The 26037-nt window shown below is 73.2% G+C and carries 25 protein-coding genes and 1 pseudogene; 19 read left to right on the top strand and 7 right to left on the bottom strand.

What is annotated here, in order from left to right; translation table 11 throughout:
• The first annotated feature begins 50 nt into the window (after positions 1–50).
• Positions 51–1862, top strand: coding sequence for a gamma-glutamyltransferase (ggt, locus tag AOK00_RS16840; RefSeq protein WP_055601126.1), 1812 nt, complete (start codon positions 51–53; stop codon positions 1860–1862).
• A gap of 183 nt (positions 1863–2045) precedes the next feature.
• Here the strand turns inward: ggt and map are convergent, their stop codons facing one another.
• The gene (gene map, locus AOK00_RS16835) at positions 2046–2813 is read right to left on the bottom strand and encodes a type I methionyl aminopeptidase (RefSeq protein WP_055601125.1); all 768 of its coding nucleotides are present in this window, start codon (positions 2811–2813) and stop codon (positions 2046–2048) included.
• A gap of 32 nt (positions 2814–2845) precedes the next feature.
• Between map and AOK00_RS16830 the strand changes: the two genes are divergently transcribed.
• Both AOK00_RS16830 and AOK00_RS16825 read left to right on the top strand, forming a co-directional pair.
• Entirely contained in the window at positions 2846–3097 is a 252-nt protein-coding gene (locus AOK00_RS16830; protein WP_055601124.1) for a helix-turn-helix domain-containing protein, read from the top strand.
• Between the two features lie 58 nt (positions 3098–3155).
• Positions 3156–3728, top strand: coding sequence for a DinB family protein (locus AOK00_RS16825; RefSeq protein WP_055601123.1), 573 nt, complete (start codon positions 3156–3158; stop codon positions 3726–3728).
• A gap of 121 nt (positions 3729–3849) precedes the next feature.
• On the opposite strand, the gene AOK00_RS16820 is transcribed toward AOK00_RS16825, so the two are convergent.
• Entirely contained in the window at positions 3850–4521 is a 672-nt protein-coding gene (locus tag AOK00_RS16820; RefSeq protein ID WP_055601122.1) for an NAD(P)-dependent oxidoreductase, read from the bottom strand.
• Between the two features lie 61 nt (positions 4522–4582).
• Between AOK00_RS16820 and AOK00_RS16815 the strand changes: the two genes are divergently transcribed.
• From AOK00_RS16815 to AOK00_RS16780, 8 genes and pseudogenes are all read left to right on the top strand, one after another.
• Positions 4583–4957, top strand: coding sequence for a winged helix-turn-helix transcriptional regulator (locus AOK00_RS16815; protein WP_055601121.1), 375 nt, complete (start codon positions 4583–4585; stop codon positions 4955–4957).
• A gap of 106 nt (positions 4958–5063) precedes the next feature.
• Complete coding sequence (locus AOK00_RS16810; RefSeq protein WP_055601120.1) at positions 5064–5447, top strand: PPOX class F420-dependent oxidoreductase; 384 nt, start codon at positions 5064–5066, stop codon at positions 5445–5447.
• A gap of 115 nt (positions 5448–5562) precedes the next feature.
• The gene (locus tag AOK00_RS16805; RefSeq protein WP_055601119.1) at positions 5563–6951 is read left to right on the top strand and encodes a hypothetical protein; all 1389 of its coding nucleotides are present in this window, start codon (positions 5563–5565) and stop codon (positions 6949–6951) included.
• A gap of 282 nt (positions 6952–7233) precedes the next feature.
• Positions 7234–8076: a nitrilase-related carbon-nitrogen hydrolase gene (locus AOK00_RS16800; protein ID WP_030320074.1), complete on the top strand. Its 843-nt coding sequence runs from the start codon at positions 7234–7236 to the stop codon at positions 8074–8076.
• Complete coding sequence (locus AOK00_RS16795) at positions 8073–9353, top strand: aspartate aminotransferase family protein (protein ID WP_055601118.1); 1281 nt, start codon at positions 8073–8075, stop codon at positions 9351–9353. Before AOK00_RS16800 ends, AOK00_RS16795 begins: the two co-directional genes overlap by 4 nt.
• 107 nt (positions 9354–9460) lie before the next feature.
• On the top strand, positions 9461–10864 hold the full coding sequence (hydA, locus tag AOK00_RS16790) for a dihydropyrimidinase (RefSeq protein WP_055601117.1): 1404 nt from the start codon (positions 9461–9463) through the stop codon (positions 10862–10864).
• A 10-nt stretch (positions 10865–10874) separates the two neighbouring features.
• Entirely contained in the window at positions 10875–11891 is a 1017-nt protein-coding gene (locus AOK00_RS16785; protein ID WP_055601116.1) for a TIGR03842 family LLM class F420-dependent oxidoreductase, read from the top strand.
• A gap of 346 nt (positions 11892–12237) precedes the next feature.
• Positions 12238–13790: pseudogene (locus AOK00_RS16780) on the top strand (NCS1 family nucleobase:cation symporter-1).
• On the opposite strand, the gene AOK00_RS16775 reads toward AOK00_RS16780, so the two are convergent.
• The 3 genes from AOK00_RS16775 to AOK00_RS16765 form a co-directional block, all read right to left on the bottom strand.
• Entirely contained in the window at positions 13744–14556 is an 813-nt protein-coding gene (locus tag AOK00_RS16775; RefSeq protein WP_055601115.1) for a serine protease, read from the bottom strand. The pseudogene AOK00_RS16780 and the gene AOK00_RS16775 sit on opposite strands and share 47 nt — an antisense overlap.
• 254 nt (positions 14557–14810) lie before the next feature.
• Positions 14811–15698, bottom strand: a complete 888-nt coding sequence (locus tag AOK00_RS16770; protein ID WP_055601114.1) for a hypothetical protein — start codon at positions 15696–15698, stop codon at positions 14811–14813.
• Positions 15699–15771: 73 nt separating this feature from the next.
• Positions 15772–16839 carry a lipoate--protein ligase family protein gene (locus AOK00_RS16765; protein WP_055601113.1) on the bottom strand — a complete coding sequence of 356 codons (1068 nt, stop codon included), beginning with the start codon at positions 16837–16839 and terminating at the stop codon, positions 15772–15774.
• A gap of 112 nt (positions 16840–16951) precedes the next feature.
• On the opposite strand from AOK00_RS16765, the gene AOK00_RS16760 reads away from it, so the two are divergent.
• The 6 genes from AOK00_RS16760 to AOK00_RS16735 all read left to right on the top strand — a co-directional run bounded on the left by AOK00_RS16760 (position 16952) and on the right by AOK00_RS16735 (position 22965).
• Entirely contained in the window at positions 16952–17788 is an 837-nt protein-coding gene (locus AOK00_RS16760) for an inositol monophosphatase family protein (protein ID WP_055601112.1), read from the top strand.
• Between the two features lie 72 nt (positions 17789–17860).
• The gene (locus AOK00_RS16755; RefSeq protein ID WP_055601147.1) at positions 17861–19273 is read left to right on the top strand and encodes a phytoene desaturase family protein; all 1413 of its coding nucleotides are present in this window, start codon (positions 17861–17863) and stop codon (positions 19271–19273) included.
• A gap of 9 nt (positions 19274–19282) precedes the next feature.
• A complete protein-coding gene (locus AOK00_RS16750) occupies positions 19283–19903 on the top strand; it encodes an L-threonylcarbamoyladenylate synthase (protein WP_055601111.1) in 621 nt (206 codons plus the stop codon).
• A gap of 133 nt (positions 19904–20036) precedes the next feature.
• Positions 20037–20798, top strand: coding sequence for a metallophosphoesterase (locus AOK00_RS16745; RefSeq protein ID WP_055601110.1), 762 nt, complete (start codon positions 20037–20039; stop codon positions 20796–20798).
• Between the two features lie 170 nt (positions 20799–20968).
• Entirely contained in the window at positions 20969–22444 is a 1476-nt protein-coding gene (locus AOK00_RS16740) for a DNA-3-methyladenine glycosylase 2 (protein ID WP_055601109.1), read from the top strand.
• A 20-nt stretch (positions 22445–22464) separates the two neighbouring features.
• Positions 22465–22965 carry a methylated-DNA--[protein]-cysteine S-methyltransferase gene (locus AOK00_RS16735; RefSeq protein WP_055601108.1) on the top strand — a complete coding sequence of 167 codons (501 nt, stop codon included), beginning with the start codon at positions 22465–22467 and terminating at the stop codon, positions 22963–22965.
• Here AOK00_RS16735 and AOK00_RS16730 read toward each other — a convergent pair.
• Complete coding sequence (locus AOK00_RS16730) at positions 22962–23681, bottom strand: SIR2 family NAD-dependent protein deacylase (protein WP_055601107.1); 720 nt, start codon at positions 23679–23681, stop codon at positions 22962–22964. The genes AOK00_RS16735 and AOK00_RS16730 overlap by 4 nt on opposite strands.
• Before the next feature lie 64 nt (positions 23682–23745).
• On the opposite strand from AOK00_RS16730, the gene AOK00_RS16725 reads away from it, so the two are divergent.
• Positions 23746–23949: a type II toxin-antitoxin system VapB family antitoxin gene (locus tag AOK00_RS16725; protein WP_055601106.1), complete on the top strand. Its 204-nt coding sequence runs from the start codon at positions 23746–23748 to the stop codon at positions 23947–23949.
• A gap of 6 nt (positions 23950–23955) precedes the next feature.
• On the opposite strand, the gene AOK00_RS16720 is transcribed toward AOK00_RS16725, so the two are convergent.
• Positions 23956–25050, bottom strand: a complete 1095-nt coding sequence (locus AOK00_RS16720) for an ADP-ribosylglycohydrolase family protein (protein ID WP_055601105.1) — start codon at positions 25048–25050, stop codon at positions 23956–23958.
• Between the two features lie 287 nt (positions 25051–25337).
• Between AOK00_RS16720 and AOK00_RS16715 the strand changes: the two genes are divergently transcribed.
• Positions 25338–26037: glycerate kinase (locus tag AOK00_RS16715; RefSeq protein WP_437441422.1), on the top strand; the 700-nt coding region annotated here is incomplete at its 3' end.

Below are 26037 nucleotides of genomic sequence, written 5' to 3'. Positions count from 1 at the left end.
GGGCAGGGGGAAGTTACGCTGCGCGGACGGTCATTGACTGGAGGTAGGGAATGCGTCGCTCCGCCGCTGGCAAGGTCTCCGTTCTCGCCGTCGCGGCGACGGTGCTCTCGATGGGTGCCGCCGCCCCGCCCACGGCCCCACCGGCCGCACCGCCACCGCCCGTCAAGGAACCCGTCGCCGTCGGCTACGGCGGCGCGGTCGCCAGTGTGGACGCCGACGCCTCGGCCGCCGGTGTCGAGGTGCTCCGCGAGGGCGGCAACGCCGTGGACGCCGCCGTCGCCGTCGCTGCCGCGCTCGGCGTCACCGAGCCCTACTCGGCGGGCATCGGGGGCGGCGGCTACTTCGTGTACTACGACGCGAAGAGGCGTACGGTCCACACCGTCGACGGACGCGAGACCGCGCCGCGCTCGGCCGACGCGAACCTCTTCGTGGAGAACGGCGCGCCGATCCCCTTCGAGGAGGGGATGACCAGCGGCCGCGGCGTCGGCACCCCCGGCACCCCGGCGACCTGGAAGACCGCCCTCGACGCCTGGGGCAGCAAGAGGCTCGGCACCCTGCTCGAACCCGCCGAGCGGCTCGCCCGCGAGGGCTTCACCGTCGACGCCACGTTCCGCGCGCAGACCGCGGGCAACGAGGCGCGGTTCCGCGACTTCCCCGCAAGCTCCGCACTCTTCCTGCCCGGCGGACAGCTGCCGGTCGTCGGCTCGGTCTTCAAGAATCCCGATCTGGCCCGTACGTACGAGAAGCTCGGGCGCGAGGGCGTCGGCGCGCTCTACCGGGGGCCGTTGGCCCGGGACATCGTGAACACCGTCCGTACGCCCCCCGTCCGAGAGGGCGCCACCCGGAAGGTCAGGTCCGGTGACCTGACGGAACGTGACCTCGCGGCGTACCGGACCGAGTTCCGCAAGCCCACCAAGGTCTCGTACCGGGGTCTCGACGTCTACGGCATGCCTCCGTCCTCCTCCGGCGGTACGAGCGTCGGCGAGGCCCTCAACATCCTGGAGGGCACCGACCTCGCGAACGCCTCCCCGGCCCGCTATCTGCACCGCTTCATCGAGTCGAGCCGCATCGCCTTCGCCGACCGGGGCCGCTGGGTCGGCGACCCCGCCTTCGAGTCCGTGCCGACGCGCGGGCTGCTCTCCCAGCGGTACGCCGACTCGCGCGCCTGCCTGATCCGGGACGACGCCGCCCTGACCAGCCCCCTCGCGCCCGGCGACCCGAACAGCCCGGTGCCGTGCGCGAGTGGTGGCACGTCGGCCCCGACCACGTACGAGGGGGAGAACACCACCCACCTCACGGTGGCCGACAAGTGGGGCAACGTCGTCGCCTACACCCTCACGATCGAGTCCACCGGCGGCAGCGGGATCACCGTGCCGGGCCGGGGCTTCCTGCTCAACAACGAGCTGACCGACTTCTCCTTCGCCCCGGCGAACCCGGCCGTGCACGACCCGAACCTGCCCGGCCCCGGCAAGCGGCCGCGCTCCTCGATCTCGCCGACGATCGTCCTCGACGGACACGGCCGGCCGGTGCTCGCACTCGGGTCGCCGGGTGGCGCGACCATCATCACGACGGTCCTCCAGACCCTCACCGGGGTCGTCGACCGGGGCCTCCCGCTGGTCGACGCCATCGCCGCGCCGCGGGCCAGCCAGCGCAACCAGGCCACCACCGAACTCGAACCCGGCCTGTGGAACAGCCCGGTCAGGGCGGAACTCGAAGCCATCGGGCACGGCTTCCGGCAGAACCCGGAGATCGGCGCGGCGACCGGCGTCCAGCGTCTGCCGGACGGCCGCTGGGTGGCCGCGGCCGAGACCGTCCGCAGGGGCGGCGGGTCGGCGATGGTGGTCAGGCCGGCGGGGAGGTAGTGGCGGGAGGGGGCACGCGGGTGCCCCCGCCGCGTCCCGCGGGGGACGCGCGTCCTTCACGTCCCGCAGCGGACGCCTGCCCCACCCGTGCGTCCTTCGCGTACTCCGGTGGGTGTGCGTCCCCCCCCGTGCGTCCGGTGCGTCCTCCGGTGGGTGTGCGTCCTGCCGTGCCCCCGCCGCGTCCTACAGCGCCGTCAGCACCAGCGGGCCCTCGTCCGTGATCGCCACCGTGTGCTCCGCGTGCGACGCGCGCGAGCCGTCGACCGTGCGGATCGTCCAGCCGTCGCGCGCCGTGTAGTGGTCGTCGGTGCCGCCCCCGATGAGCATCGGCTCGATCGCGAGCACCATCCCGTGGCGCAGCTTCATGCCCCGGCCCGGTCGTCCCTCGTTGGGGACGCCCGGGTCCTCGTGCATCGTGCGGCCGATGCCGTGGCCGCCGAAGCCGTCCGGGATGCCGTATCCGGCGGCGCGGCACACCCGGCCGATCGCGTGTGCGATGTCGCCGATGCGGTTGCCGACGACCGCGGCCGCGATGCCCGCCTCCAGGGCCTCCTCCGCCGCACCGATCAGCCGGGTGTCCTCCGGCCGGGCCGGGCCGACCGTGAAGCTGATCGCCGAGTCGCCCGCCCAGCCGCCGAGCAGGGCCCCGCAGTCCGCCGAGACCAGGTCGCCCGGGGCGAGCCGGGTGTGGTCCGGGATGCCGTGGACGATCGCGTCGTTCACGGAGACGCACACGACCGCGGGGAACGGCACCGGCGCCCACTCCGGGCGGTAGCCGAGGAAGGGCGATCCGGCGCCCGCTTCGGCGAGGACCTCCCGCGCGGCCCGGTCGAGGTCGGTCAGCGGCACACCGGGTGCCGCCTTCTCCCGTACGGCCGCGAGGGCGCGGGCCACGACCCGCCCCGTCTCACGCATCGCGGCCAGGTTCTCGTTCGTCTTGATCTCCACCATGCCAATTACTATACCGGTATTAGTATGGCCTCATGGTGCGCACACCCCTGACCCCCGAAGAGCGCGAGCGCGGCGAGCGCCTCGGCCTGTTCCTGCGCGAAGCGCGCGGCGAGCGGTCGATGGTGGAGATCGCCGCGGCCGCCGGCCTGTCCGCCGAGACCCTCCGCAAGATCGAGACGGGCCGGGCCCCGACCCCGGCGTTCTTCACCGTCGCGGCCCTCGCCCGGGTCCTCGGCCTCTCCATGGACGAGCTGGTCGTCCGCTGCGCGCTCGCGCCCGTCTGACGGCCCGCACCCCGGGTGCGCGGGAATTCGGTGGCGCGGCGGACCGGAACCGTCGATCATGCGACGCATGAGCGACGCACCCGCGCGATGGACCACGGCGACCGTCTACCCCGACATGTGGGCGGACCCGGACGACGACCCCCGCAACAACAACGGAGGTCCCGGCTCGGAGGGTGAACTCGCGACGTTGCGGGACGGCCTGCGGGACTTCCGCCTGACCCTCCGGATGAAGTGCGAGGGGCTGGACGCGGAGCAGCTGGCCCGCCGGTCGGTCCCGCCGTCGACCATGTCTCTGCTCGGCCTGGTCCGGCACCTCGCCGAGGTGGAGCGGGACTGGCGCAACTGGATCACCGACGGTGAACCGCTGCCGAAGCTGTACGGCGAGAAGGACGCGGACTTCCACGGAGCCGTCGCCGAACAGGCCGTGGTCGACGCCGCTTTCGCCGATCTGGAGCGCGAGCAGGCGGCGCTCGACGCCGAGCTGGCGGAGCACCCGGACCTGGGTGCGCGCGTGGGGCGGGAGAAGATCGCCATCCGGGAGCTGATGGTGCACCGGATCGACGAGTACGCCCGCCACTGCGGCCACGCCGACCTGCTGCGCGAGTGCGTCGACGGCAGGGTCGGCCAGTGACGGGCGCCGGGCGGCTCCAGGGCCGGGCCCGGCGCCGGGGATTGTCATGTCGATCGGGCCGGGCCCGCGAGGTCCGCCGGTCCCTGTCGTCGCGGGGCGGACGGGAGTTCGACGACAGGGCCTAGACCGAGACCGCCAGCTGGACGCGGCTGTGGCGCGGGATCTCGATCTCGTCGAGGAGCGCCCGGGCCAGGTCCGCGTGGGCGATCCGGCCCGCGCCGTCGATCACCGTGCCCACGGCCGTCCGGTAGCCCCCGGTCACCTCGGCCTCCGCGTTCAGGTCCTGCGGCGGCACGACCATCAGCCAGTCGAGCCCGGGCCCGGCCTCCGCGGTCAGCAGCGCGAACTCGGCCACGTGCCCCTGCGAGAACACCCGCCACTCCTCGGGGAATCCGGGTGCGTCCATGATCCGCACCCCGGGCTCCGTCTCCAGGGTCGTGGCGATGCCCAGGGTCAACAGCCTTCGTACCCCCGCCTCTTCGAGGCCCGTGACCAGCGCCCTGGCCGCCGTCGTGAAGTACTCCTCCGAGGAGACGTCGAGGCGGACCGACGTGTTCACGGCCGCGTCATGGCCGGCCGCGAGGGAGGCCACCGAGACCGGGTCGGTGACGTCGCCCCGTACCAGCGCGACCGAAGTCCCCTCCAGATCACCGTACTTCGACGGGTCGCGCACCACCGCCGTCACCCGGTGACCCCGGGCCACCGCCTCCGCGACCGCCGCGCGGCCGACCCGTCCACCCGCTCCGAAGACGACGATGTTCCTGCTCGCGCCGTTGCTCATGTCGTTGCTCATGGCAGGACCGTAGAACCGGAGCACCTGGTTACTTCAACGGTACTGGGCTAGCTTCGGGCGCATGAACCAGCCGCTGCCCGCCGACCTCTTCCACGACCCGGACTGCTCCGACCGCGCCCAGCCCATCCGCGTCGGCGGCAAGTGGACCGCCGTGGTGCTCCGCTGTCTGGAGGACGGACGGCCCCGCCGCTTCTCCGAGCTGCGCGTCCCGCTCCACTGGATCACCCCCAAGGTCCTCACCGAGACCCTGCGCACCATGGAGCGCGACGGCTTCCTCACCCGCACCGCGTACGACGAGAACCCGCCGCGCGTCGAGTACGCGCTGACCGCCCTCGGCCGGTCGCTGATCGACCCCCTCGACGCCGCCTGCGCGTGGGCCCGCGCCCACGTCCCGGAGATCACCGAGGCCAGGACCGCTTACGCGCAGGGCGGCTGACGCCGGAGCGGCGGCCGGGTCCGGAGCCGCGGTCGCGGGGAGTCGTTCGCCGTCCGGGAGGCCCTGGCCCCCGCCTCCGGCCCGACCCCGGCATAGGCTCCCGGGCATGATGCCCGAAGAGCTGCGGCGCGGCCGCTACGTCAGTCTGACCACCTACCGCAAGAACGGCACGGGGGTCGCCACACCCGTCTGGTACGCGGTGGACGGCGACGAGCTGTACGCCTGGACCCGCACGGACTCCTGGAAGGTCAAGCGGCTGCGGAACGACCCCAGGGTCGAGGTCGCCGTCTGCGACCTGCGCGGCAACATCGCCGAGGACGCCGAGCGTTTCACCGGCGAGGGCCGGCTGGTGACGGGGGAGGAGCTGCGCCGGATCCGGGGGCTGCTCTCGCGCAAGTACACCTGGCAGTACTGGCTGACCGACGTGCCCGCCATGCTCGTCCGGCTCGGTAAGCGCCCGCATACCGGGATCGTCGTGCGATTCGGGTGAACTGGGCGGGAGGGCACGCGCAGGAAAACGGTCCGTAGTCGTCCCGTAACACGACTGCGGTCCAATACCCGCGGACCGGAAGGTTCCAGTCGACGGCGGGGCAGGTGTGAAGCGCATGACGGTGTATCAACTCCCGGTGGAAGTCGCCACGTTCAGGCACTGGCTGACGGAGCTCACGCGCCGCGTCCCGTCGGGCGGCGGCTGGTACGACGTCTTCGCGCAACGCGACCCGGACGGGCTGCGGGCCTGCTTCGACGGGACGGAGATCCTGCCCTGGGACATCGTCGAGTCGCTGCTCCAAGACGCCGGCGAACCGTTCGGGGGGCCGTTCGCCCTCCGGGGCGGGGCACTGTACGCGGCGGCCACCGCCGCCCACGACCGCCGCCCCGGCGGAGCGGAGGCGCTCGCCGGACGCCGCGAGCTCATGGACCGCGAACGCCGGTACGCCGAGTCCCGCGCCCGCGAACTGAGCGACCGGCTCCGCGCGACCCCGGCTCCCGGCCCGGACGACACGGCCCGCCTGGAGCACGATCTGGCCTGGACGCGAGACGATCACGCGCGGGCGACCGCCCGGGTCGCCGACCTGACGGCCCGGCTCGCACGCCTGGGGGAGTGGGGCGAGGACGGGGCGACCCAGGGGCCACCGGCCCCGGTCGCCACGGCCGGCCCGCCCGGACCCGTTCCGCCGCCGGCGACGACGGCATCCGCCTCGCCTGCCGAGCCGCCGGCCCCGACCGCCGGGCCACCCGCCCGCCCCGCCAGGACCAAGCGCCGCCCGCGCGGCGCGCGCTACGCGTGGCTGGACGGCGGTGCCGAGGACCAGGGCCCGGTGGCCGAACCCGCCCTCGTTCCCGTACTTCCCGCCGGGGGAGCGGCGCCGCGAGGGGCCCGGTTCGGGGGCGCCGCCCAGCCTTCCGAGCCCGCCGCGCCCGGCGGCGCCGACCCGGCCGTACGCTCCGACGCCGACCCCGCGGAGGCGGGCCGCGCCGCGGCCAACGCGGTCTACGCGCTCCAGCGGCTCCGCGCCCAGGGCCGTAGCGGCGAGGCCCACGCCCTGCTCTGCGAGGCGCTCAGCGGGCCGCCCGCCCGGCTCCCGGCCCTCGCCGGGGAACTGGACCGGGCGGGTCTCGGTGCCGACTGGTCCATCCTGCTCTGGGAGGCGGCCTCGCTGCCGCCCGGCCGGCTCGCCGCCGTCGCCGGGGTGCTCGCCGACGCGGGCCGGGCCGCCGACTGCGATCAACTCCTTCGCCAGGGCGTGGCACGCCCCGTCGAGGAGCTCGCCGGGGCGTGCGCCGCCCTGCGGGCCGAGGGTCACCACCGCGAGGCCCACGCGCTGCTCACCGCCTTCGTCCGGGTCCGCGCCCCCGAGGACGCGGCCCGCCTCGCGGCCGAGGACCCGCGGGGGCTCGCACCCCAACTCCTCGAAGCCGCCCGAGCGGTGTCCGCGGCCCGCGAGGGCGATCTGCTGCACGCCCTCCGCGTGGCCGGCCTCGCGGGCGCTTGATCCGGGTCGGGCAGGCTCCGACATGGCCCGGTGGGCACCCTCGCACGGCCCGGAGCCCCGCTCCGGGCGGGAGGTCTGTCCGTGGACGTCTCCGTCATGCCCGGACGTGCCGGTACGTGTCGGTACGTGTCCGACGTGGACCACTCGGGTATGAAACATGATCGACCCCGCCGCTTCCCGGCGGCGGTCTTGCTCCGAGGTGTGACGGGGCTTACGTTCTCCTCCTACGCATCGCGTCTACGTGCGTAGAGGCTCTCTGACGCCGTGCCGAAGGAGCAGATCATGACCGACGTCGTACGCGCCGCGCTCGTCCAGGCGACCTGGACCGGCGACACCGAATCCATGATCGCCAAACACGAGGAGTACGCCCGGGAGGCCGCCCGCCAGGGTGCCAAGGTGATCGGCTTCCAGGAGGTGTTCAACGCCCCCTACTTCTGCCAGGTCCAGGAGCCCGAGCACTACCGGTGGGCCGAGCCCGTCCCCGACGGCCCCACCGTCAGCCGGATGCGGGACCTCGCCCGGGAGACCGGGATGGTGATCGTGGTGCCCGTCTTCGAGGTCGAGGGCGAGGGCTTCTACTACAACACCGCCGCCGTGATCGACGCCGACGGCAGCTACCTCGGCAAGTACCGCAAGCACCACATCCCCCAGGTCAAGGGCTTCTGGGAGAAGTACTACTTCCGCCCGGGGAACGCCGGCTGGCCGGTCTTCGACACCGCCGTCGGGCGCGTCGGCGTGTACATCTGCTACGACCGGCACTTCCCCGAGGGCTGGCGTCAACTCGGTCTCAACGGAGCCCAGTTGGTATACAACCCGTCGGCCACCCACCGCGGTCTCTCCTCCTACCTCTGGCAGCTGGAGCAGCCCGCCGCGGCCGTCGCCAACGAGTACTTCGTCGCCGCCATCAACCGCGTCGGCATCGAGGAGTACGGCGACAACGACTTCTACGGCACGAGTTACTTCGTCGACCCCCGCGGGCAGTTCGTCGGCGACGTCGCCTCCGACAAGACCGAGGAACTCCTCGTCCGGGACCTCGACTTCGGACTGATCGAGCAGGTGCGCCAGCAATGGGCGTTCTACCGGGACCGGCGCCCCGACGCGTACGACGGGCTGGTGCGGCCGTGAGCAGTCTCTTCGACCGGCACAAGGCCGTCATCCCCGACTGGGTCGCCCTCTACTACAAGGACCCCGTCGAGATCACCCACGGCGAGGGCCGCCACGTCTGGGACGCCGACGGACGCCGGTACCTCGACTTCTTCGGCGGCATCCTCACCACCATGACCGCCCACGCCCTGCCCGAGGTCACCAAGGCCGTCGCCGAACAGGCCGGGCGGATCATCCACTCCTCGACGCTCTACCTCAACCGCCCGATGGTCGAGCTCGCCGAGCGGATCGCCGGACTCTCCGGCATCCCCGACGCCCGCGTCTTCTTCACCACCTCCGGCACCGAGGCCAACGACACGGCGCTGCTCCTCGCGACCGCGTACCGCCGGTCGAACCAGATCCTCGCCATGCGGAACAGCTACCACGGCCGCTCCTTCTCCACCGTCGGCATCACCGGCAACCGCGCCTGGTCGCCCACCAGCCTCTCGCCGCTGCAGACCCTCTACGTCCACGGCGGCGTCCGTACGCGCGGTCCGTACGCCCAGTACACCGACGAGCGGTTCATCGAGGCCTGCGTGGCCGACCTCGAGGACCTCCTCGGCCACACCCGGGACGTCGCCGCGCTCATCGCCGAACCCGTCCAGGGCGTCGGTGGCTTCACCGCCCCGCCCGACGGTCTGTACGCCGCCTTCCGCCGGGTCCTCGACCGGCACGGAATCCTGTGGATCTCCGACGAGGTGCAGACCGGCTGGGGCCGTACCGGCGAGCACTTCTGGGGCTGGCAGGCGCACGGCCAGGCCGGGCCGCCCGACATCCTCACCTTCGCCAAGGGCATCGGCAACGGCATGTCCGTCGGCGGGGTCGTCGCCCGCGCCGACATCATGAACTGCATCGACGCCAACTCGATCTCCACCTTCGGTGGTTCGCCGATCACCATGGCCGCCGGCCTGGCCAACCTCTCGTACCTCCTGGAGCACGACCTCCAGGGCAACGCGCGCCGGGTCGGAGGTCTGCTCATTGAGCGGATCAGGGCCGCCTGCGCCGGAGTCGAGGCGGTACGGGAGGTCCGGGGTCGCGGTCTCATGATCGGCATCGAGCTCACCGAGCCGGGCACCGAGCGGGCGAACCCGGACGCGGCCGCCACCGTCCTGGAGGCCGCCCGCGAGAACGGTCTGCTGATCGGCAAGGGCGGCGGCCACAACACCAGCATCCTGCGCGTCGCGCCACCGCTCTCGCTCACCGTCGCCGAGGCGGAGGAGGGCGCGGCGATGCTCGAAGCGGCCCTGCGGGAGCTGTAGCCACACCGCCCCGCCGTATCGAGAGCCACACCGCCCCCGCCGTGGCGGGAGCCGCACCCGTCCCGCCGTGTCGAGATCGGCCCGCCGTATCGAGCAGGGAGAGTCCCGTGAGCATCCGAACCGTCATCCGGGGCGGCCTCGTCGTCACCGCCGCCGACGAACTCCACGCCGACGTGCTGATCGAGGACGGCCGCGTGGTCGCCCTCGCGGCCCACGGCTCCGACGCGACGGCCGCCTGGACCGCCGACCGGACGATCGACGCCACCGACCGCTACGTGCTGCCCGGAGGCGTCGACGCACACACCCACATGGAGCTGCCCTTCGGCGGCACCTCCGCCTCCGACACCTTCGAGACCGGCACCCGCGCCGCCGCCTGGGGCGGCACCACCACCATCGTCGACTTCGCCGTGCAGAGCGTCGGCCAGGCCCTGCGCGAAGGGCTCGACGCCTGGTACGCCAAGGCCGACGGCAACTGCTCGATCGACTACGCCTTCCACATGATCCTCTCCGACGTCAACGAGCACACGCTCAAGGAGATGGACAAGCTCGTCCAGGAGGGCATCACCTCCTTCAAGCTCTTCATGGCCTACCCCGGTGTCTTCTACAGCGACGACGGCAAGATCCTGCGGGCCATGCAGCGCTCCGCCGAGAACGGCGGGCTGATCATGATGCACGCCGAGAACGGCATCGCGATCGACGTCCTCGTCGAGCAGGCCCTGGCCCGCGGCGAGACCGACCCGCGCTACCACGGGGAGGTCCGCAAGGCGCTCCTGGAGGCGGAGGCCACCCACCGGGCGATCCAGCTCGCCCGGGTGGCGGGAGCGCCGCTGTACGTCGTGCACGTCTCGGCGGAGGAGGCGGTCGCCGAGATCGCGACCGCCCGCGACAAGGGGCTGCCCATCTTCGGCGAGACCTGCCCCCAGTACCTCTTCCTCTCCACCGACAACCTCGCGGAGCCGGGCTTCGAGGGCGCGAAGTACGTGTGCAGCACCCCGCTCCGGCCGAAGGAGCACCAGGCGGCGCTCTGGCGCGGACTGCGGACGAACGACCTCCAGGTGGTCTCCACCGACCACTGCCCGTTCTGCTTCGTCGGGCAGAAGGACCTCGGCCGCGGCGACTTCTCGAAGATCCCCAACGGTCTGCCGGGGGTGGAGAACCGGATGGACCTCCTGCACCAGGCCGTCGTCGACGGGCACATCTCGCGGCGCCGCTGGATCGAGATCGCCTGTGCGACGCCGGCCAGGATGTTCGGCCTGTACCCGCAGAAGGGCACGATCGCCCCGGGCGCCGACGCCGACGTCGTGATCTACGACCCGCACGCCGTGCAGACCCTGTCCGCCGAGACCCACCACATGAACGTCGACTACTCGGCGTACGAGGGGAAGACGGTCACCGGCCAGGTCGAGACCGTCCTCTCCCGGGGCGAGGTCGTCATCGACCAGCGCACGTACGTCGGGCACGCCGGTCACGGCACCTTCGTGCCGCGTTCCACCTGCCAGTACCTGAACTAGGAGAGCGACGTTGGATTTTGGACTCGTCCTGCAGACCGACCCGCCCGCGTCGCAGGTCGTCGGGCTGATGCGCCGGGCGGAACGCAACGGCTTCCGCTACGGCTGGACCTTCGACTCCGCCGTCCTGTGGCAGGAACCCTTCGTCATCTACAGCCAGATCCTCGAACACACCACCAAGCTGCACGTGGGCCCGATGGTGACCAACCCGGGGACCCGTACGTGGGAGGTGACCGCCTCCACCTTCGCCACCCTCAACGACATGTTCGGCAACCGGACCGTCTGCGGCATCGGCCGCGGAGACTCGGCGATGCGCGTCGCCGGCCGCAGGCCGAACACCCTGGCCCGCCTCGGCGAGGCCATCGACGTCATCCGTGACCTCGCCGAAGGACGGGAGGCGCAGGTCGACGGCAACCCGGTCCGCATCCCCTGGATCAAGAACGGGAAGCTCCCCGTCTGGATGGCGGCGTACGGGCCCAAGGCGCTCGCGCTGGCCGGACAGAAGGCCGACGGCTTCATCCTCCAGCTCGCCGACCCCTTCCTCACCGAATGGATGGTCAAGGCGGTCCGCCAGGCCGCCGCGGACGCCGGCCGCGACCCCGACGCGCTCACCGTCTGCGTGGCCGCGCCCGCCTACGTCACCGCCGACGACTCCCCGGAAGCCCTGGCGCACGCCCGCGAGCAGTGCCGCTGGTTCGGCGGCATGGTCGGCAACCACGTCGCCGACCTGGTCGCCAAGTACGGCGAGCACTCCGACATGGTCCCGGAGGAGCTCACCGCGTACATCAAGGACCGGCACGGCTACGACTACTCCCACCACGGCCGCGCCGGGAACCCCGACACCCGGTTCGTCCCCGACGAGATCGTCGACCGCTTCTGCCTTTTGGGCCCGGCCGAGGCCCACATCGAGAAGCTCCGCCACCTGAGGACCCTGGGCGTCGACCAGTTCGCCGTCTACGACATGCACGACAACCGCGAGGGCACCATCGACGCGTACGGATCCGACATCATCCCGGCCTTCGCCGGCTGAGTCGCGCGGCGGCCCGACCCTGCCGTCCTGCCGGGGGCGCCGCGGTCGGCGCGGCCGTCACCGAGGAGGGCCGCACCCCCGCCCGTCCTGCCGGGGCGACGATGTCAACGGCGCGGCCGTCGGCACGCGGGCCCGCACCCCCGACCGTCCTGCCGGGGCGATCCTCCCACCCGACGTCCCGCCCGGGGACTACCCCGTGCGTCACGACGGGTGGGAGAATCACCCCCGCTCCCAGCCGCGAACCGTTGTTGACGGAGCGTCATGGAGTCCTGCCGGTAGCGCACCCCTCGCCCCTCCGGGGCGACACCTCGTTCCGTCCTCCCCGCCGAACGAAGGGTTCCTCCGTATGACCGCGACCGTCCCTCCGGAAAGATCCGTAGGCCCCTGCGAACCCGCCGCACCCGGCGGCCGTGTCGAACTCGCCCCCGGCGCCGCTGCCGACGACCTCCGACCTTCGTCAACGAGGACCTGCTCCCCGTCCCCGTCGCCCGACGCCGCTGGACCACCTACAACTTCGCCGCCCTCTGGGTCGGCATGGCCCACAACATCCCCTCCTGGATGCTCGCCTCCGGTCTCGTCGCCCTCGGTATGGACTGGAAGCAGGCGGTGCTCACCATCGCCCTCGCCAACGTCGTCGTCCTGCTGCCGATGCTGCTCACCGGGCACGCCGGACCCAAGTACGGCATACCCTTCCCCGTCCTCGCCCGCGCCTCCTTCGGCCTGCGCGGAGCGAACCTGCCCGCCCTGATCCGGGCGGGGGTCGCCTGCGCCTGGTTCGGCATCCAGACCTGGATCGGCGGCCAGGGCGTCTTCGTCCTGCTCGACAAGGTCTTCGGCGGCGGGTGGGCGGAGGCGTCGAGGATCGGCGGCCAGCCCTGGACCCTGTGGCTCTGCTTCGTCCTCTTCTGGGCCCTCGAACTCGCCATCATCTACCGGGGGATGGAGGCCCTTCGCCGCTTCGAGAACTGGGCCGCGCCCTTCGTCATCGTCGGCGCGCTCGTCCTCCTCGGCTGGATCGCCGTCAAGGCCGGCGGCCTCGGCCCCCTGCTCGACCAGCCGTCGAAGCTCGGCTGGGGCGCCGACTTCTGGCCCGTCTTCTTCCCTGCCCTGATGGGCATGATCGCCTTCTGGGCGACGCTCAGCCTCAACATCCCCGACTTCACCCGCTTCGGCGCCGGCCAGCGCTCCCAGGTCCTCGGTCAGTCCCTCGGACTCCCCACCACCATGACCCTGTTCGCGCTGCTCTCGGTGCTCGTCACCTCCGGCTCGCAGGCCGTGTACGGGGCGCCGGTCTGGGACCCGGTGGCACTCGCCGCCAAGACCGACAACGTCTTCGGACTGCTCTTCGCCCTGGTGACGGTGCTGGTCGCCACCCTGTCGGTGAACATCGCGGCGAACGTCGTCTCCCCGGCGTACGACCTCGCCAACCTCGCCCCGAGACTGATCGACTTCCGTACGGGCGCGCTGATCACCGGAGTCGTCGGCGTGCTCATCATGCCGTGGAAGCTCACCGCCACCCCCGAGCTGTACATCTTCACCTGGCTCGGCCTGGTCGGCGGTCTCCTCGGTACGGTCGCGGGCATCCTGATCGCCGACTACTGGCTCGTCCGCCGTACAGTCCTCGACCTGGCGGGGCTCTACCGGGCCGACGGACCCTACTGGTACCGGGGAGGCTGGAACCCGGCGGCCGTGCTCGCCTTCGTGGTCGGCGGCGTCCTCGCCGTCGGCGGCTCCCACTCGGCCCCGGGCACCGGTCCCTTCCCCGAGGACGGTCTGATCCCCTTCCTGAAACCCCTGTCCGACTACGGCTGGGCCGTCGGCCTCGCCGCCTCGCTGCTCCTCTACACCGCCCTCATGAGGCGCGGGGCAGCCGGCCGATCGTCCGCTCGATCCAGCTGAGATAGGAGCGCACGCGGGTGTTCACGGCGGGGGTGTCAGTGGCGCACTCCCTGCCGTAGGACACCAGGCCGACGACGTACGGCCGCCCCCGGACCACCCGGACCAGTGGACCGCCGGAGTCGTACTGGCAGGTGTCGCGCCCGGGGGCGTACGTGCAGATCTGCGTGGGGGCGATCTGCGCCATGCCCCGGCTCGCGCAGGCCGAGTTGCTCATGGTGGAGAGGGCCACGGTCCGCAGCACGTCCGACGTGCGGCCGCCGAACGAGGTGGTGCCCCAGCCCGGCACCTCGACCTGGGTGCCGTCGACGCTGCCGGGGGCGGGCGTCACGGGCAGCTCGATCGGACGCACGTCCCGGTTGAGGGCGAGCGGCTCGGCGAGCTCGACCAGGGCGATGTCGTTCCGCTGGGTGCCGGGGTCGTAGTCGGGGTGCGGGACGAAGCGCGCGGGCGAGGCCAGGACCGCGTGGGGGCTCTCGGACCCGGTCGTCAGGTCGTGGTCGCCGAGCAGTACGCCCACCCGCGCGGGATCGCTGTACGAGCCCGTCAGGCAGTGGGCGGCGGTGAGGACGTACCGGTCGCCGATCAGCGCCCCACCGCACATCACCCGCCGTTCGAGGACGTCCACGAGCCCCGCCATGAAGGGGTACTGGTGGGGCCGTGCCTCCCGTCCGCCGACCACCGCCTGCGCGGGCGGCGCGATCCCGAGGGGGCTCACCGTGAGCAGCGCGCCCGCGACCGCCGCAAGGAACCTCTTCGCCCGTGCCACCTGATCTCCGTACCGTCGACGCCGTGTTCCCGGGGCCGTCGGTGTGCGGAGACGTTTCCGCACGTCCACCACCCGCCGTCCCGGCCCGCATGGGCTCAACGACGCGGGCCGGATACGGTCACCTGCCCGCGGGGCCGTACCGGTGACCGATGCCGTGATCGGTGCGTCGGTGCGTCGGTGCGTCGGTGCGTCGGTGCGTCGGTGAGCAGGTGAGCAGGTGAGCAGGTGACACAGTGACACGGCGACCGGGTGGGTCAGCGGTCGGCGTCCGGGGCCCAGCCGGGGACGTGCGTCGCCGCGGCCGCGTCCCAGGCGGGGGCGCCGCCGGGGAAGGGCCAGGCCCGGGTGAGGTCGTACCCGCTGGTGATCGCTCTCAGCTCGGCGGCGAGACGGCGGCCCTGGTGCGCGATCCGCGACGCGGCGAGCGGCCCCTCCAGGGCGGCGACCCGCTTCTCGTACTCCTCCACGGGACGGGCGGAGAGGAGCGCCACCCCCCGGGAGTCCCCGGCCGCCCGCGCAAGGATCAGCACCTCCGGTCGCCCGCCCTCCGCGAGCGCCGCCGTCAGGCGGTCGTGACCGTCCAGCACCACGGGGGAGTTGAGCCCGCTGATCCACCAGACGAACACCGGCGGCAGGACACCCTCCCGGAACTGCCGGCGGTTCGCCTTCACCCGCGGCGCCTCCGGGGCCGACAGTGCCCGCAGTGGCAGCAGGTCGCGCGCGTCCTCCACCGGATCGCCGTATCCGAACCAGGTCAGATGCCCCCGGTCCGGATCGTGGGTGAGGAGTGTGGGCCAGTTGACGGCCTTGAACCACCGGTGGACGTCCGGGGCCAGCAGCCACTCGCCCGCGTGGAGCGGCCCCTCGGCGGCCCCGCGCAGCTCCACTTCCGCGTGCGCGGCCCAGCGCTCCGACCACTCCGCCGACCCCGGTTCCGCGAACTCCGCGACCGTACGGGCCCGTTCGGCCCGCAGCGGGGCGAACGGGGAGGAGTACCGGCCGGTGCGCGCGTAGTGCAGGCCACGGTGGGTGGCCCGCTGCCGGGCGAAGAGCACGGGGGCGGCGCCCTGCGTCAGCACCAGCCGCCGCCCGTCGGCGCACTCCATCCGCAGCCCCGGTTTCACCGGCCCCTCGACACGCATGCCGCCACCCTACGCAGCGGGCCCGCCCGCGGGGCGCGGGGCCCGGGCGGCGTCCCCGGCCCCCGAGCAGCGGCTACGGCACCCGCCCCGTCCACTCCGCCGTCCCGAACTTCGTCTCCGCGAGCTCCTTCGCCCGTGTCAGCTCGTCCTCCGTGACCTGGCCCTCCGACAGGCCGTACCGGCCCCGGAAGGAGGCGATCATCCGGTCGATCACCGTCTCGCGCGGCAGGCCGGTCTGGCGCCGCAGCGGGTCCACCCGCTTCTTCGCGCTCTTCGTGCCCTTGTCGGAGAGCTTCTCGCGGCCGATCCGCAGCACCTCCGTCATCTTGTCGGCGTCGATGTCGTACGCCATCGTCACGTGGTGCAGGACCGCCCCGTGCCCCGTCACCATCCGCTTCTGCGCCGCGCCCGCGATCTTGCCCGCGTCCGTGGCGATGTCGTTGAGCGGCTGGTACCAGGCGCGGATGCCCATGTCGCCGAGCGCGCCGAGCACCCAGTCGTCGAGGTAGGCGTAGCTGTCGGTGAAGGACAGGCCCTGCACGAGGGCGTCGGGCACGGAGAGCGAGTACGTGATGGTGTTGCCGGGCTCGATGAACATGGCCCCGCCGCCGCTGATCCGGCGCACCACCTGGATGCCGTGCCGCTCGGCCGCCTCGGGGTCGACCTCGTTGCGCAGGGACTGGAAGCTGCCGATGACCACCGCGGGGGCGCCCCACTCCCAGACCCGCAGGGTCGGCGGCCGGCGGCCCGCGGCGACCTCGGCCGTGAGCACCTCGTCGAGCGCCATGTGCAGGGCGGGGGACTGCGGCGGCTCGTGGATGAGCTGCCAGTCGTAGTCGGTCCAGTCCGTGGCGTGGGCGAGCGCCCGGCGGACCGCGACCCCGATGCCCTCCGTGGTCAGCCCGAACATCTGCGTGCCCGGCGGCAGTGCCGCGTCGATCCGCGCCGCGAGCCCGGACGCGTCGGTGTCGACCGGTGCGCCCTCCAGGGCGCGGTCGATCGCCAGGATCGCCTCGTCCGGTTCGAGGAAGAAGTCGCCGGCGACCCGGACGTTCCGCAGGACCCCGTCCTCGGCGTCGAGGTCGACGACCACCAGCTTGCCGCCGGGAACCTTGTACTCACCGTGGTACGCGCCGTGCACGGAACCCTCCCTGTATGTAAGGGGTGAACTCGGCCAAAGGGTACTCCCCGGGGAAACAGAGGGTGACAAGTCCGCCGGTCCGGTTGTCAGCGCCCCGTGCTTAGCTGGACGCATGAGCGAAGAGTTCCTTGACCTTGTCCTGGCCGGCCGTACGACCGAGGTGGAGGAGGCGGTCCGCAAGGCGGCCGCCGCCGAGATCATGCCGCGCTTCCGGCAGCTCGCCGCCGACGACATCGTCGAGAAGAACGGCCCGCACGACCTGGTCACCGTCGCCGACCGGGCCGCCGAGGCCCACCTCACGGAGTCCCTGACCGCCCTGCTCCCCGGCTCGGTGGTGGTGGGCGAGGAGGCGGTCCACGCCGACCCCGCCGTCTACGACGCCCTGCGCGGCGACGCCCCCGTCTGGATCGTCGACCCCGTCGACGGCACCCGCCAGTTCGTCCACGGCGACCCCGGCTTCTGCACCCTCGTCGCCCTCGCCCGGCACGGCGAGCTGCTCGCCTCCTGGACGTACGCACCGGCCCTCGACGAGTTCGCCGTGGCCGTACGGGGCCGGGGCGCCACGCTCAACGGGCAGCCGCTGCGCGCCGGTTCACCCGCTCCCGGCGAGGTCCTCGAGGTCGCCACCTCACACCCCGACTACACCACCCCGGACCAGAAGCGGGCCCTCCTCGGCCTGCTCACCGAGGGTGTCGCCCCCCGGCCCTGCGGCTCCGCGGGACTGGAGTACCTCGCCGTGGCGCGCGGCGCACTCTCCGGCACGGCGTTCTCCTGGGAGTACGCGTGGGACCACGCGGCCGGGCTGCTCCTCGTCACCGAGGCGGGCGGGACGCACACGACCCTCGCGGGCGAGCCCTTCAGGACCACCGGCGGGAACGCCCTGCCGTTCACCGCGGCCCGGGACGCGGCGACCGCCGACCGGATCCTCGCCCTCCTCAGGGGGCAGTGAGGGCCCCGGAACCACCGGCCTATCCTGGGAGTCTTGGCCATCGGCTGACGAAGGAGTCCGAAGGTGTCGAAGGTGACGTCGATGCTCGATGCCGTCGTCGTGGGGGCGGGGCCCAACGGACTGACCGCCGCCGTCGAACTGGCCCGCCGCGGCTTCTCCGTGGCCGTCTTCGAAGCGAGGCCGACCGTCGGAGGGGGCGCCAGGACCGAGGAGCTCACCCTCCCCGGCTTCCGCCACGACCCCTGCTCCGCGGTGCATCCCCTCGGGGCCGGCTCGCCGGTCTTCGGGACGATGCCCTTGAAGCGGTACGGACTTGAGTGGCTCCACCCCGAACTGCCCATGGCCCACCCCTGGGACGACGGCACCGCCGCCGTCCTCGCCCGCTCGGTCGCCGAGACCGCCGCCTCCTTCGGGCCGCGCGACGCGGGCGCGTACCGCAGACTCGTCGCCCCCTTCGCCGGCAAGTGGGACGTCCTCGCCCGGGACTTCATGCAGCTGCCGCTCACCGCGCTGCCCCGCGACCCGGTCACCCTGGCCCGCTTCGGCCTCGCCGGACTGCCGCCGTCCACCTGGCTGATGCGCCGCTTCCAGGACGAGAAGGCGCGGGGACTGTTCGCCGGGCTCGTCGCCCATGTCATGGCCCCGCTCGGCGGTTTCGCCACCGGCGCCGTCGGCCTGGTCTTCGCGCTCGCCGCCCACGCGGGCGGCTGGCCCGTGCCCCGGGGCGGCTCGCAGTCCATCTCCGACGCCCTCACCGCGTACCTCAGGGACCTCGGCGGCGCCGTCCACACCGACTTCGAGGTCAAGCGGCTCGACGACCTGCCGCCCGCCCGCGCCTACGTCTTCGACACCTCGCCCAGGGCCCTCGCCCGGATCGCCGGCTTCGGCGGCCACTACGACCACTACCGGTACGGCGCCGCCGCCTTCAAGATCGACTACGCCCTGGACGGCCCCGTCCCGTGGACCGCCGAAGCGGCCCGGCGCGCCGGAACCGTGCAGATCGGCCCCACCGCCGGCGAGATCGACACCGCCCTGCACCAGGCCTCCACCGGCACCGCGCCCGACGTGCCCTTCCTCATCACCGCCCAGCCCAGCGTCGTCGACCCCTCCCGCGCCCCCGAGGGCAAGCACGTGTTCTGGGCGTACGGCCACGTGCCGAACGGCTGGCAGGGCGACCTCACCGACGCGATCGAGCGCCAGATCGAGCGCTTCGCCCCCGGCTTCCGCGACCGCGTCCTGGCCCGCGCCACGGCGGGACCGCCCCAACTCGCCGAGCGCAACGCCAACTACATCGGCGGCGACATCGCCTGCGGAGCCGCCCGCGGCCTCCAGCTCGTGCTGCGCCCCACGCTCTCGCTCCGCCCCTACGCCACCCCGCACCCGGCGGTCTTCCTCTGCTCCTCCGCCACCCCGCCCGGGCCGGGTGTGCACGGCATGTCCGGGCACAACGCGGCGAAGGCCGTCTGGCGCCTGCTGCGAAAATAGACTGCCCCCATGGCGAAGTACTTCGACGTGCACCCCGACAACCCCCAGTCGCGCACCATCGGCACGGTGGCCGACAGCATCCGGAACGGTGCGCTCGTCGCGTACCCGACCGACTCCTGCTACGCGCTGGGCAGCCGACTCGGAAGCAAGGACGGCATCAGCCGCATCCGGGCGATCCGCGACCTCGACGACCGGCATCACTTCACGCTCATGTGCCAGAACTTCGCCCAGCTGGGCCAGCTCGTGCACATCGACAACGACGTCTTCCGCGCGGTCAAGGCGGCGACCCCCGGCCCCTACACCTTCATCCTGCCCGCGACGAAGGAGGTCCCCCGGGCGCTCCTCCACCCCAAGAAGAAGACGGTCGGCGTCCGCATCCCCGACCACGTCGTCACCCAGGCCCTCCTCGCCGAGCTCGGCGAACCCCTGCTCTCCAGCACCCTGCTGCTGCCCGACGAGGCGGAGCCGCTGACACAGGGCTGGGAGATCAAGGAGCGGCTCGACCACCTGGTGGACGCGGTCCTCGACTCCGGTGACTGCGGAACCGAACCCACCACCGTCGTCGACTTCTCCAGCGGCGAGCCCGAGGTCCTGCGCCGCGGCGCGGGGGACACCACGCGGTTCGAGTAGCGGGCCCGCCCGCGGCGGGCCACCGCTGCGGCGAGCGGTCCACCGCTCGGGAAGCGGCCCTTACGGCACGGACCACGATCACCGTACGGTCGGGTGGGTATCCGCCCGCCCGACCGACGGAGGACCGAGCCACGTGATCGTGATCGCTCATGTCAGCGACATCCATGTCGACTTGGAGCAGCGCAGCGCCGACCGCACCCGTGCGGTCATGCGCCACCTGGAGGAACTGCCGTACGACCTGGCGGCCGTGCTCGTCACCGGCGACCTCGCCGACCACGCGAGCCCGGCCGAATACGCCCTCGTGCGGGAGCTGCTGACCTCCCGTCATCCGCTGCTCCTCTGCCCGGGGAACCACGACGACCGGGCCGTCCTCCGGAAGGTCCTCCTCCCCGGGACGACCGGAACCCGCCCGTACGCCCCCGTCAACCAGGTGCTCCGGGGCGAGGGCTTCGTGATCGCCCTCTGCGACTCGTCCGTGCCCGGCAAACACGACGGATACCTGGAGGACGAGACCCTGGAGTGGCTGGACGGCGTCCTCGACGCCACCCCGCGCGACGTACCCGTCCTCGTCGGCTTCCACCACCCGCCGGTCCCGCTGCACACCCCGTACGTCGACGAGATCCGGCAGTTCGGCGAGGAGCGGCTCGCCGCGGTCGCCGACCGCCACCCGCACCTGACCGCCTTCCTCGCGGGACACGTCCACACCGCCGCCGCGACGACCTTCGCCGGGCGTCCGCTGCTCGTCGCGCCCGGGGTCGTCTCCTCGATCCGCCTCCCCTGGGAGCGCCCGGTGACGCATCCGCACATCCACCTCGACCAGCCGCCCGCGCTCGCCTTCCACGTCCTGGGGGACGACGGCAGGCTGACCACCCACTACCGGTCGGTCGCGGTCTGACCCCGCCGGGGGGCCTCCCGGTCGGGTCGACTGAGGTCCGACCCCGCCGGGGGCTTCCCGGCCGGCCGTGGCCCGAGGGGCGGGCCGGGCCAGGGACGGACCTGGGAGGCGGCGACGTCCATGTCGTTTTCTCGCCAGCCCGCGAGCCGTCCGTCCCCGATCCTGGACTCATGCACACCGACACCGAGCGCTGCGTACGGGCCGTCCAGTCGAAGGACGCCCGCTTCGACGGCGTGTTCTTCACCGCGGTCCGCACCACCCGGATCTACTGCCGGCCCAGCTGCCCGGTCGTCCCGCCCAAGCCCGAGAACATGGAGTTCCACGCCAGTGCCGCCTCCTGCCAGCGCGCCGGATTCCGGGCCTGCAAGCGGTGCCGGCCCGACACCAGCCCCGGCTCGCCCGAGTGGAACGTCCGCGCCGACGCCGTCGCCCGCGCCGTTCGCCTCATCCAGGACGGCGTCGTCGACCGGGAGGGCGTCCCCGGGCTCGCCCGGCGGCTCGGCTGGTCCACCCGCCAGATCGAGCGCCAGCTCCTCGCAGAGCTGGGCGCGGGACCGCTCGCCCTGGCCCGCGCCCAGCGCGCCCAGACCGCCCGGGTCCTCATCGAGACGACCCCGATGCCGCTCGGCGAGGTCGCCTTCGCGGCGGGTTTCGCCTCGATCCGCACCTTCAACGACACCGTCCGCGAGGTCTTCGCCCTCACCCCGGGCGAGCTCCGCGGCCGCGCCTCCCGACCCGCCGCCGGCCGGGCGCCCACCCCCGGGGTGATCAGCCTCCGGCTGCCGTTCCGCACCCCGCTGGAACCCTCCAACCTCTTCGGCCACCTCGCCGCGACCGCCGTCCCCGGCGTCGAGGAGTGGCGCGACGGTGCCTATCGCCGGACCCTCGCCCTCCCGTACGGGCACGGCATCGTCGCCCTCGCACCCCGCGCCGACCACATCGCCTGCCGGCTCTCCCTCACCGACCCCCGTGACCTCACCCACGCCATCAGCCGCTGCCGACGGCTCCTCGACCTCGACGCCGACCCCGTCGCCGTCGACGAGCGGCTGCGCGCCGACCCGCTGCTCGCGCCGATCGTCGACGCCGCCCCCGGCCGCCGGGTGCCCGGGACCGTCGACCCCGCCGAGTTCGCCGTCCGGGCCGTCCTCGGCCAGCAGGTCTCCACCGCCGCCGCCCGCACCCACGCCGCCCGGCTCGTCACCGCGTACGGCACTCCCGTCGACGACCCCGAGGGCGGCCTCACCCACCTCTTCCCGGGCCCCGAGGCGCTCGCCGTACTCGATCCCGAGACCCTGGCCCTGCCCCGCAGCCGCCGCACCACCCTTGTCACCCTGGTGCAGGCGCTCGCCGACGGCTCACTGCCCCTCGGCCCCGCCGACGACCGCGAGGAGGCCCGCGCCCGGCTGCTCGCCCTGCCCGGATTCGGTCCCTGGACCACCGAGATCATCGCCATGCGCGCCCTCGGCGACCCGGACGCCTTCCTCCCCGGCGACCTCGGCGTCCGCCGCGCCGCCGAGGGACTCGGCCTCCCCGGCACCCCGGCCGCCCTCACCGCCCGCGCGGCGCACTGGCGCCCCTGGCGCGCGTACGCCGTCCAGTACCTCTGGGCGACCGACGACCACCCGATCAACCACCTGCCCGCGTAAAGACCGTGAGGACCCCTCCCATGCCCGCCATCCAGCACACCGTCGTGGACAGCCCGTACGACCCGCTGACCCTCGTCGCCGTCGACGGCGTCCTCAGCCGCGTCCACATGACCGGCCAGCGCCACCGCCCGCCGGAGGAGACCTTCGGCGAGCCCGACCCGCGCCCCTTCGGGGAGGCGATCCACCAGCTCGACGCCTATTTCGCGGGCGAACTCACCGAGTTCGACCTGCCGTTGAACCTGATCGGCACCCCGTTCCAGCTGCGGGTCTGGGAGGGGCTGCGGCGCATCCCGTACGGGGAGACCCGGACGTACGGCGAACTCGCCGGGGAACTCGGCAACCCCGGCGCCTCCCGGGCCGTGGGCCTCGCCAACGGCAAGAACCCCGTCAGCATCATCGTTCCCTGCCACCGGGTGATCGGGGCGGGCGGCGGCCTCACCGGCTACGGCGGCGGCCTGGACCGCAAGCAGCGGCTGCTCGCCTTCGAATCGGGTACGGCGGAACCGGCCGCCCTCTTCTAGCGGAGCCGGTCGAGGAGCGCCGGCAGCGCCGTTCCGATCGGCTCGCGCACGACCTCGTCGGCGACGGGGTCGTACGGGGTGGGCTCGGCGTTCACGATGATCAGCCGGGCGCCGTGTTCGGCCGCGATCCCCGCGAGGGAGGCCGCCGGCTGGACCTGGAGGCTGCTGCCCACCACGACGAACACCTCGGTGGCCTTGGCGATCGACATGGCGTCGCCGAGCACCACCGGATCGAGCCGCTGCCCGAACATCACCGTCGCCGACTTCAGGATCCCACCGCACTCCCGGCACGCCGGGTCGTCCTCACCGGCCCGGACCCGGTCGAGCGCCTCCGCCATCGCCGAGCGCGCGTGGCAGGCCGTGCACACCACCGCCCGCGCCGAGCCGTGGAGTTCGAGGACCTTCCGCGCGGGCACCCCGGCGGCCTGGTGCAGTCCGTCCACGTTCTGCGTGATCACCCGCAGCGGGTTGCCGCTCGTCCGCTCATACGCGGCGATCGCGCGGTGCGCCACGTTCGGCTCGGCGCTCAGGACCGGACCGTCGAACCGCATCCGCCACGAGCGCCGGCGGATCTCCGGATCGGCCATGTACGGCCCGTACGTGACGAGCCGCTCGGCCTCGGGGTCCTTCCGCCACACGCCGTTCGGCCCCCGGTAGTCGGGGATGCCGGAATCGGTGGAGATACCGGCGCCGGTGAAGATCGCGACCATCGTCATACGACGAGCCTAGGCACCACCGAACCCCTCCCGCGAGCGGGTTTCCCGGTGCTAGGTTCCCGCCATGGCCAAGGTGAACATCGGTCTCGACGCCGAACTCGTCGTGGAAGTCATGGTCCTGGCCGGCATCGGCAACCCCCAGGACGCCGTCGAGGCGGTGGTCCGCGACTACATCGCCCGCGGCCACCGCACGGAGGCCCGAGCCGTCAGCCGCGACGAGGCCGTCCGCACCGGCGAGGTGGTCCAGCCGGAACCACCCCAGGGCTGACGGGGGTCAGGCGGACTCTGCCAACCGTACGGTCCGCTCCGCCAGTTCACGGATCCCGACCCCGTCGAAGCCGAAGACGGCGCTGCTCACCCGGTCCCGCAGCGGCTCCGACCACTGCGGCGGGATCGCCTCCGCCCCGCACCTCACGCCCGCGACCGACCCGGCCGTCGCGCCGTTGGAGTCCGTGTCCAGGCCGCCTCGGACGGTCAGGGCGATCGTGCGGCTGAAGTCCCCCTCCCCGTACAGGAGCCCGGCGGTCAGCACGGCCGCGTTGGGGACGGTGTGGATCCAGCCGAGCCCCGCCGTCCGCTCCGCCTGCGTGGTCAGCGTCGCCGACCAGTCCAGGCCCGCCTCGTACAGCGCCATCGTGTCCCGTACGGTCCGGGCGAGCCGGCAGCTCGCCGGAATCGGCTCCAGGGACGTCTCCAGGGCCGACCGGATGTCCGGTGCGGTGAACGCCGCCGCGATCAGCGCGGCGGCCCACATCGCCCCGTACACCCCGTTCCCGGTGTGCGAGAGGACCGCGTCCCGCCGGGCGAGCGAGGCGGCCCGGCGCGGATCCCCAGGACTGGTCCAGCCGTGGACGTCGGCCCGGATCAGCGCGCCGATCCACTCCTGGTACGGATTGTCGTACGTGGCCGTCAGCGGCGGCCGCAGCCCGTTGGCGAGGTTCCGGTACGCGGCCCGCTCGGCGGTGAACGTCTGGAGGTACGGCATCCGCAGCAGCCACTCCCGACCCACCTGCTCGGTCGTGAAGGCGGAGCCGTACGTCTCCAGGATGCGCAGCCCCAGGATCGACCAGTCGATGTCGTCGTCCCGGCAGCTGCCGTCGATCCCGCCGCGCACGCACTGCCGCCACTCCGGGCGCAGCTCGAAGCCGGCGGCGCCGGGCGGCGGGGGCGGCAGGTAGTCGGTGAGCGGGAGCGCGTCGGTCAGCCGCAGATAGGCGTCGATGCGCTCCCGGGTCCAGTGGTCACCCTGCTCCACGGGCTTGCCCAGCATGTTCCCGGCGATCCGGCCGGTCCAGCCGCCCAGGACACGGTCCGCGAGCTCCCCGCGGGTGAGTCCCCCGTGAGTGCGCTCCCCGTACGTCAGGCCCATACCTCCGGTCTACCGAACCGGGCGGCCGCCCGCGCGCCGGAGGGTCTCCCGGTCAGCCCCGGGGTGCACTCCGGGGGATCCGTGTCCGTGCGCGCCTTCGCCGCCCGGCCGGCGCAGCCGGTGGTGGAGGCGCCGCCCCCTCCCGAAGGGCCCGTTCGTGGGGTTCCGTACTCATGTGACCCCGCTATGGTGCGACATATCCGCCGATCCGGGGGTGGCACGCCGTCCGGCGGTACGGATAGGGTCGGCCTCGGCGCGACTGCACGTTCGAAAGCAAGGGATGCAAGGTGACGGACGGGGCAGCAACTCAGGTCGCTCACGTGCTCGTGGCGGCCGACAAGTTCAAGGGTTCGCTCACGGCCGTGCAGGTCGCGGAGCGGGTCACGGCAGGACTGCGACGGGTGATCCCGGAGCTCACGGTGGAGACCCTGCCCGTCGCGGACGGCGGCGACGGCACCGTCGCCGCGGCCGTCGCGGCCGGATTCGAACGCCGCGAGGTCCAGGTGACGGGACCGCTCGGCGAGCAGGTCACCGCCGCGTTCGCGCTGCGCGACACCACCGCGGTCGTCGAGATGGCCGAGGCCTCCGGGCTCCAGCTCCTCCCGGCCGGCGTGTTCGCCCCGCTGACCGCGACCACGTACGGCTCCGGTGAACTGCTCCGCGCGGCGCTCGACGCCGGCGCGACCACCGTCGTCTTCGGCGTCGGCGGCAGCGCCACCACCGACGGCGGCGCCGGCATGCTCGCCGCGCTCGGCGCCCGCTTCCTCGACGCGTCCGGCGCGCCCGTGGGCCCCGGCGGCGCGGCCCTCGCCGACCTCGCCACGGCCGACCTCACTGGCCTCGACCCCCGCTTCGCCTCGGTCGACCTGATCCTCGCGAGCGACGTCGACAACCCGCTCACCGGGCCCAAGGGCGCCCCCGCGGTCTACGGGCCGCAGAAGGGCGCCACGCCCGACGACGTCCGGACCCTGGACGCGGCCCTCGCCC

Source organism: Streptomyces aureus (genome assembly GCF_001418135.1).
GTDB classification, from domain to species: domain Bacteria; phylum Actinomycetota; class Actinomycetes; order Streptomycetales; family Streptomycetaceae; genus Streptomyces; species Streptomyces aureus_A.
This window is presented reverse-complemented; position numbering and strand designations above follow the sequence as displayed.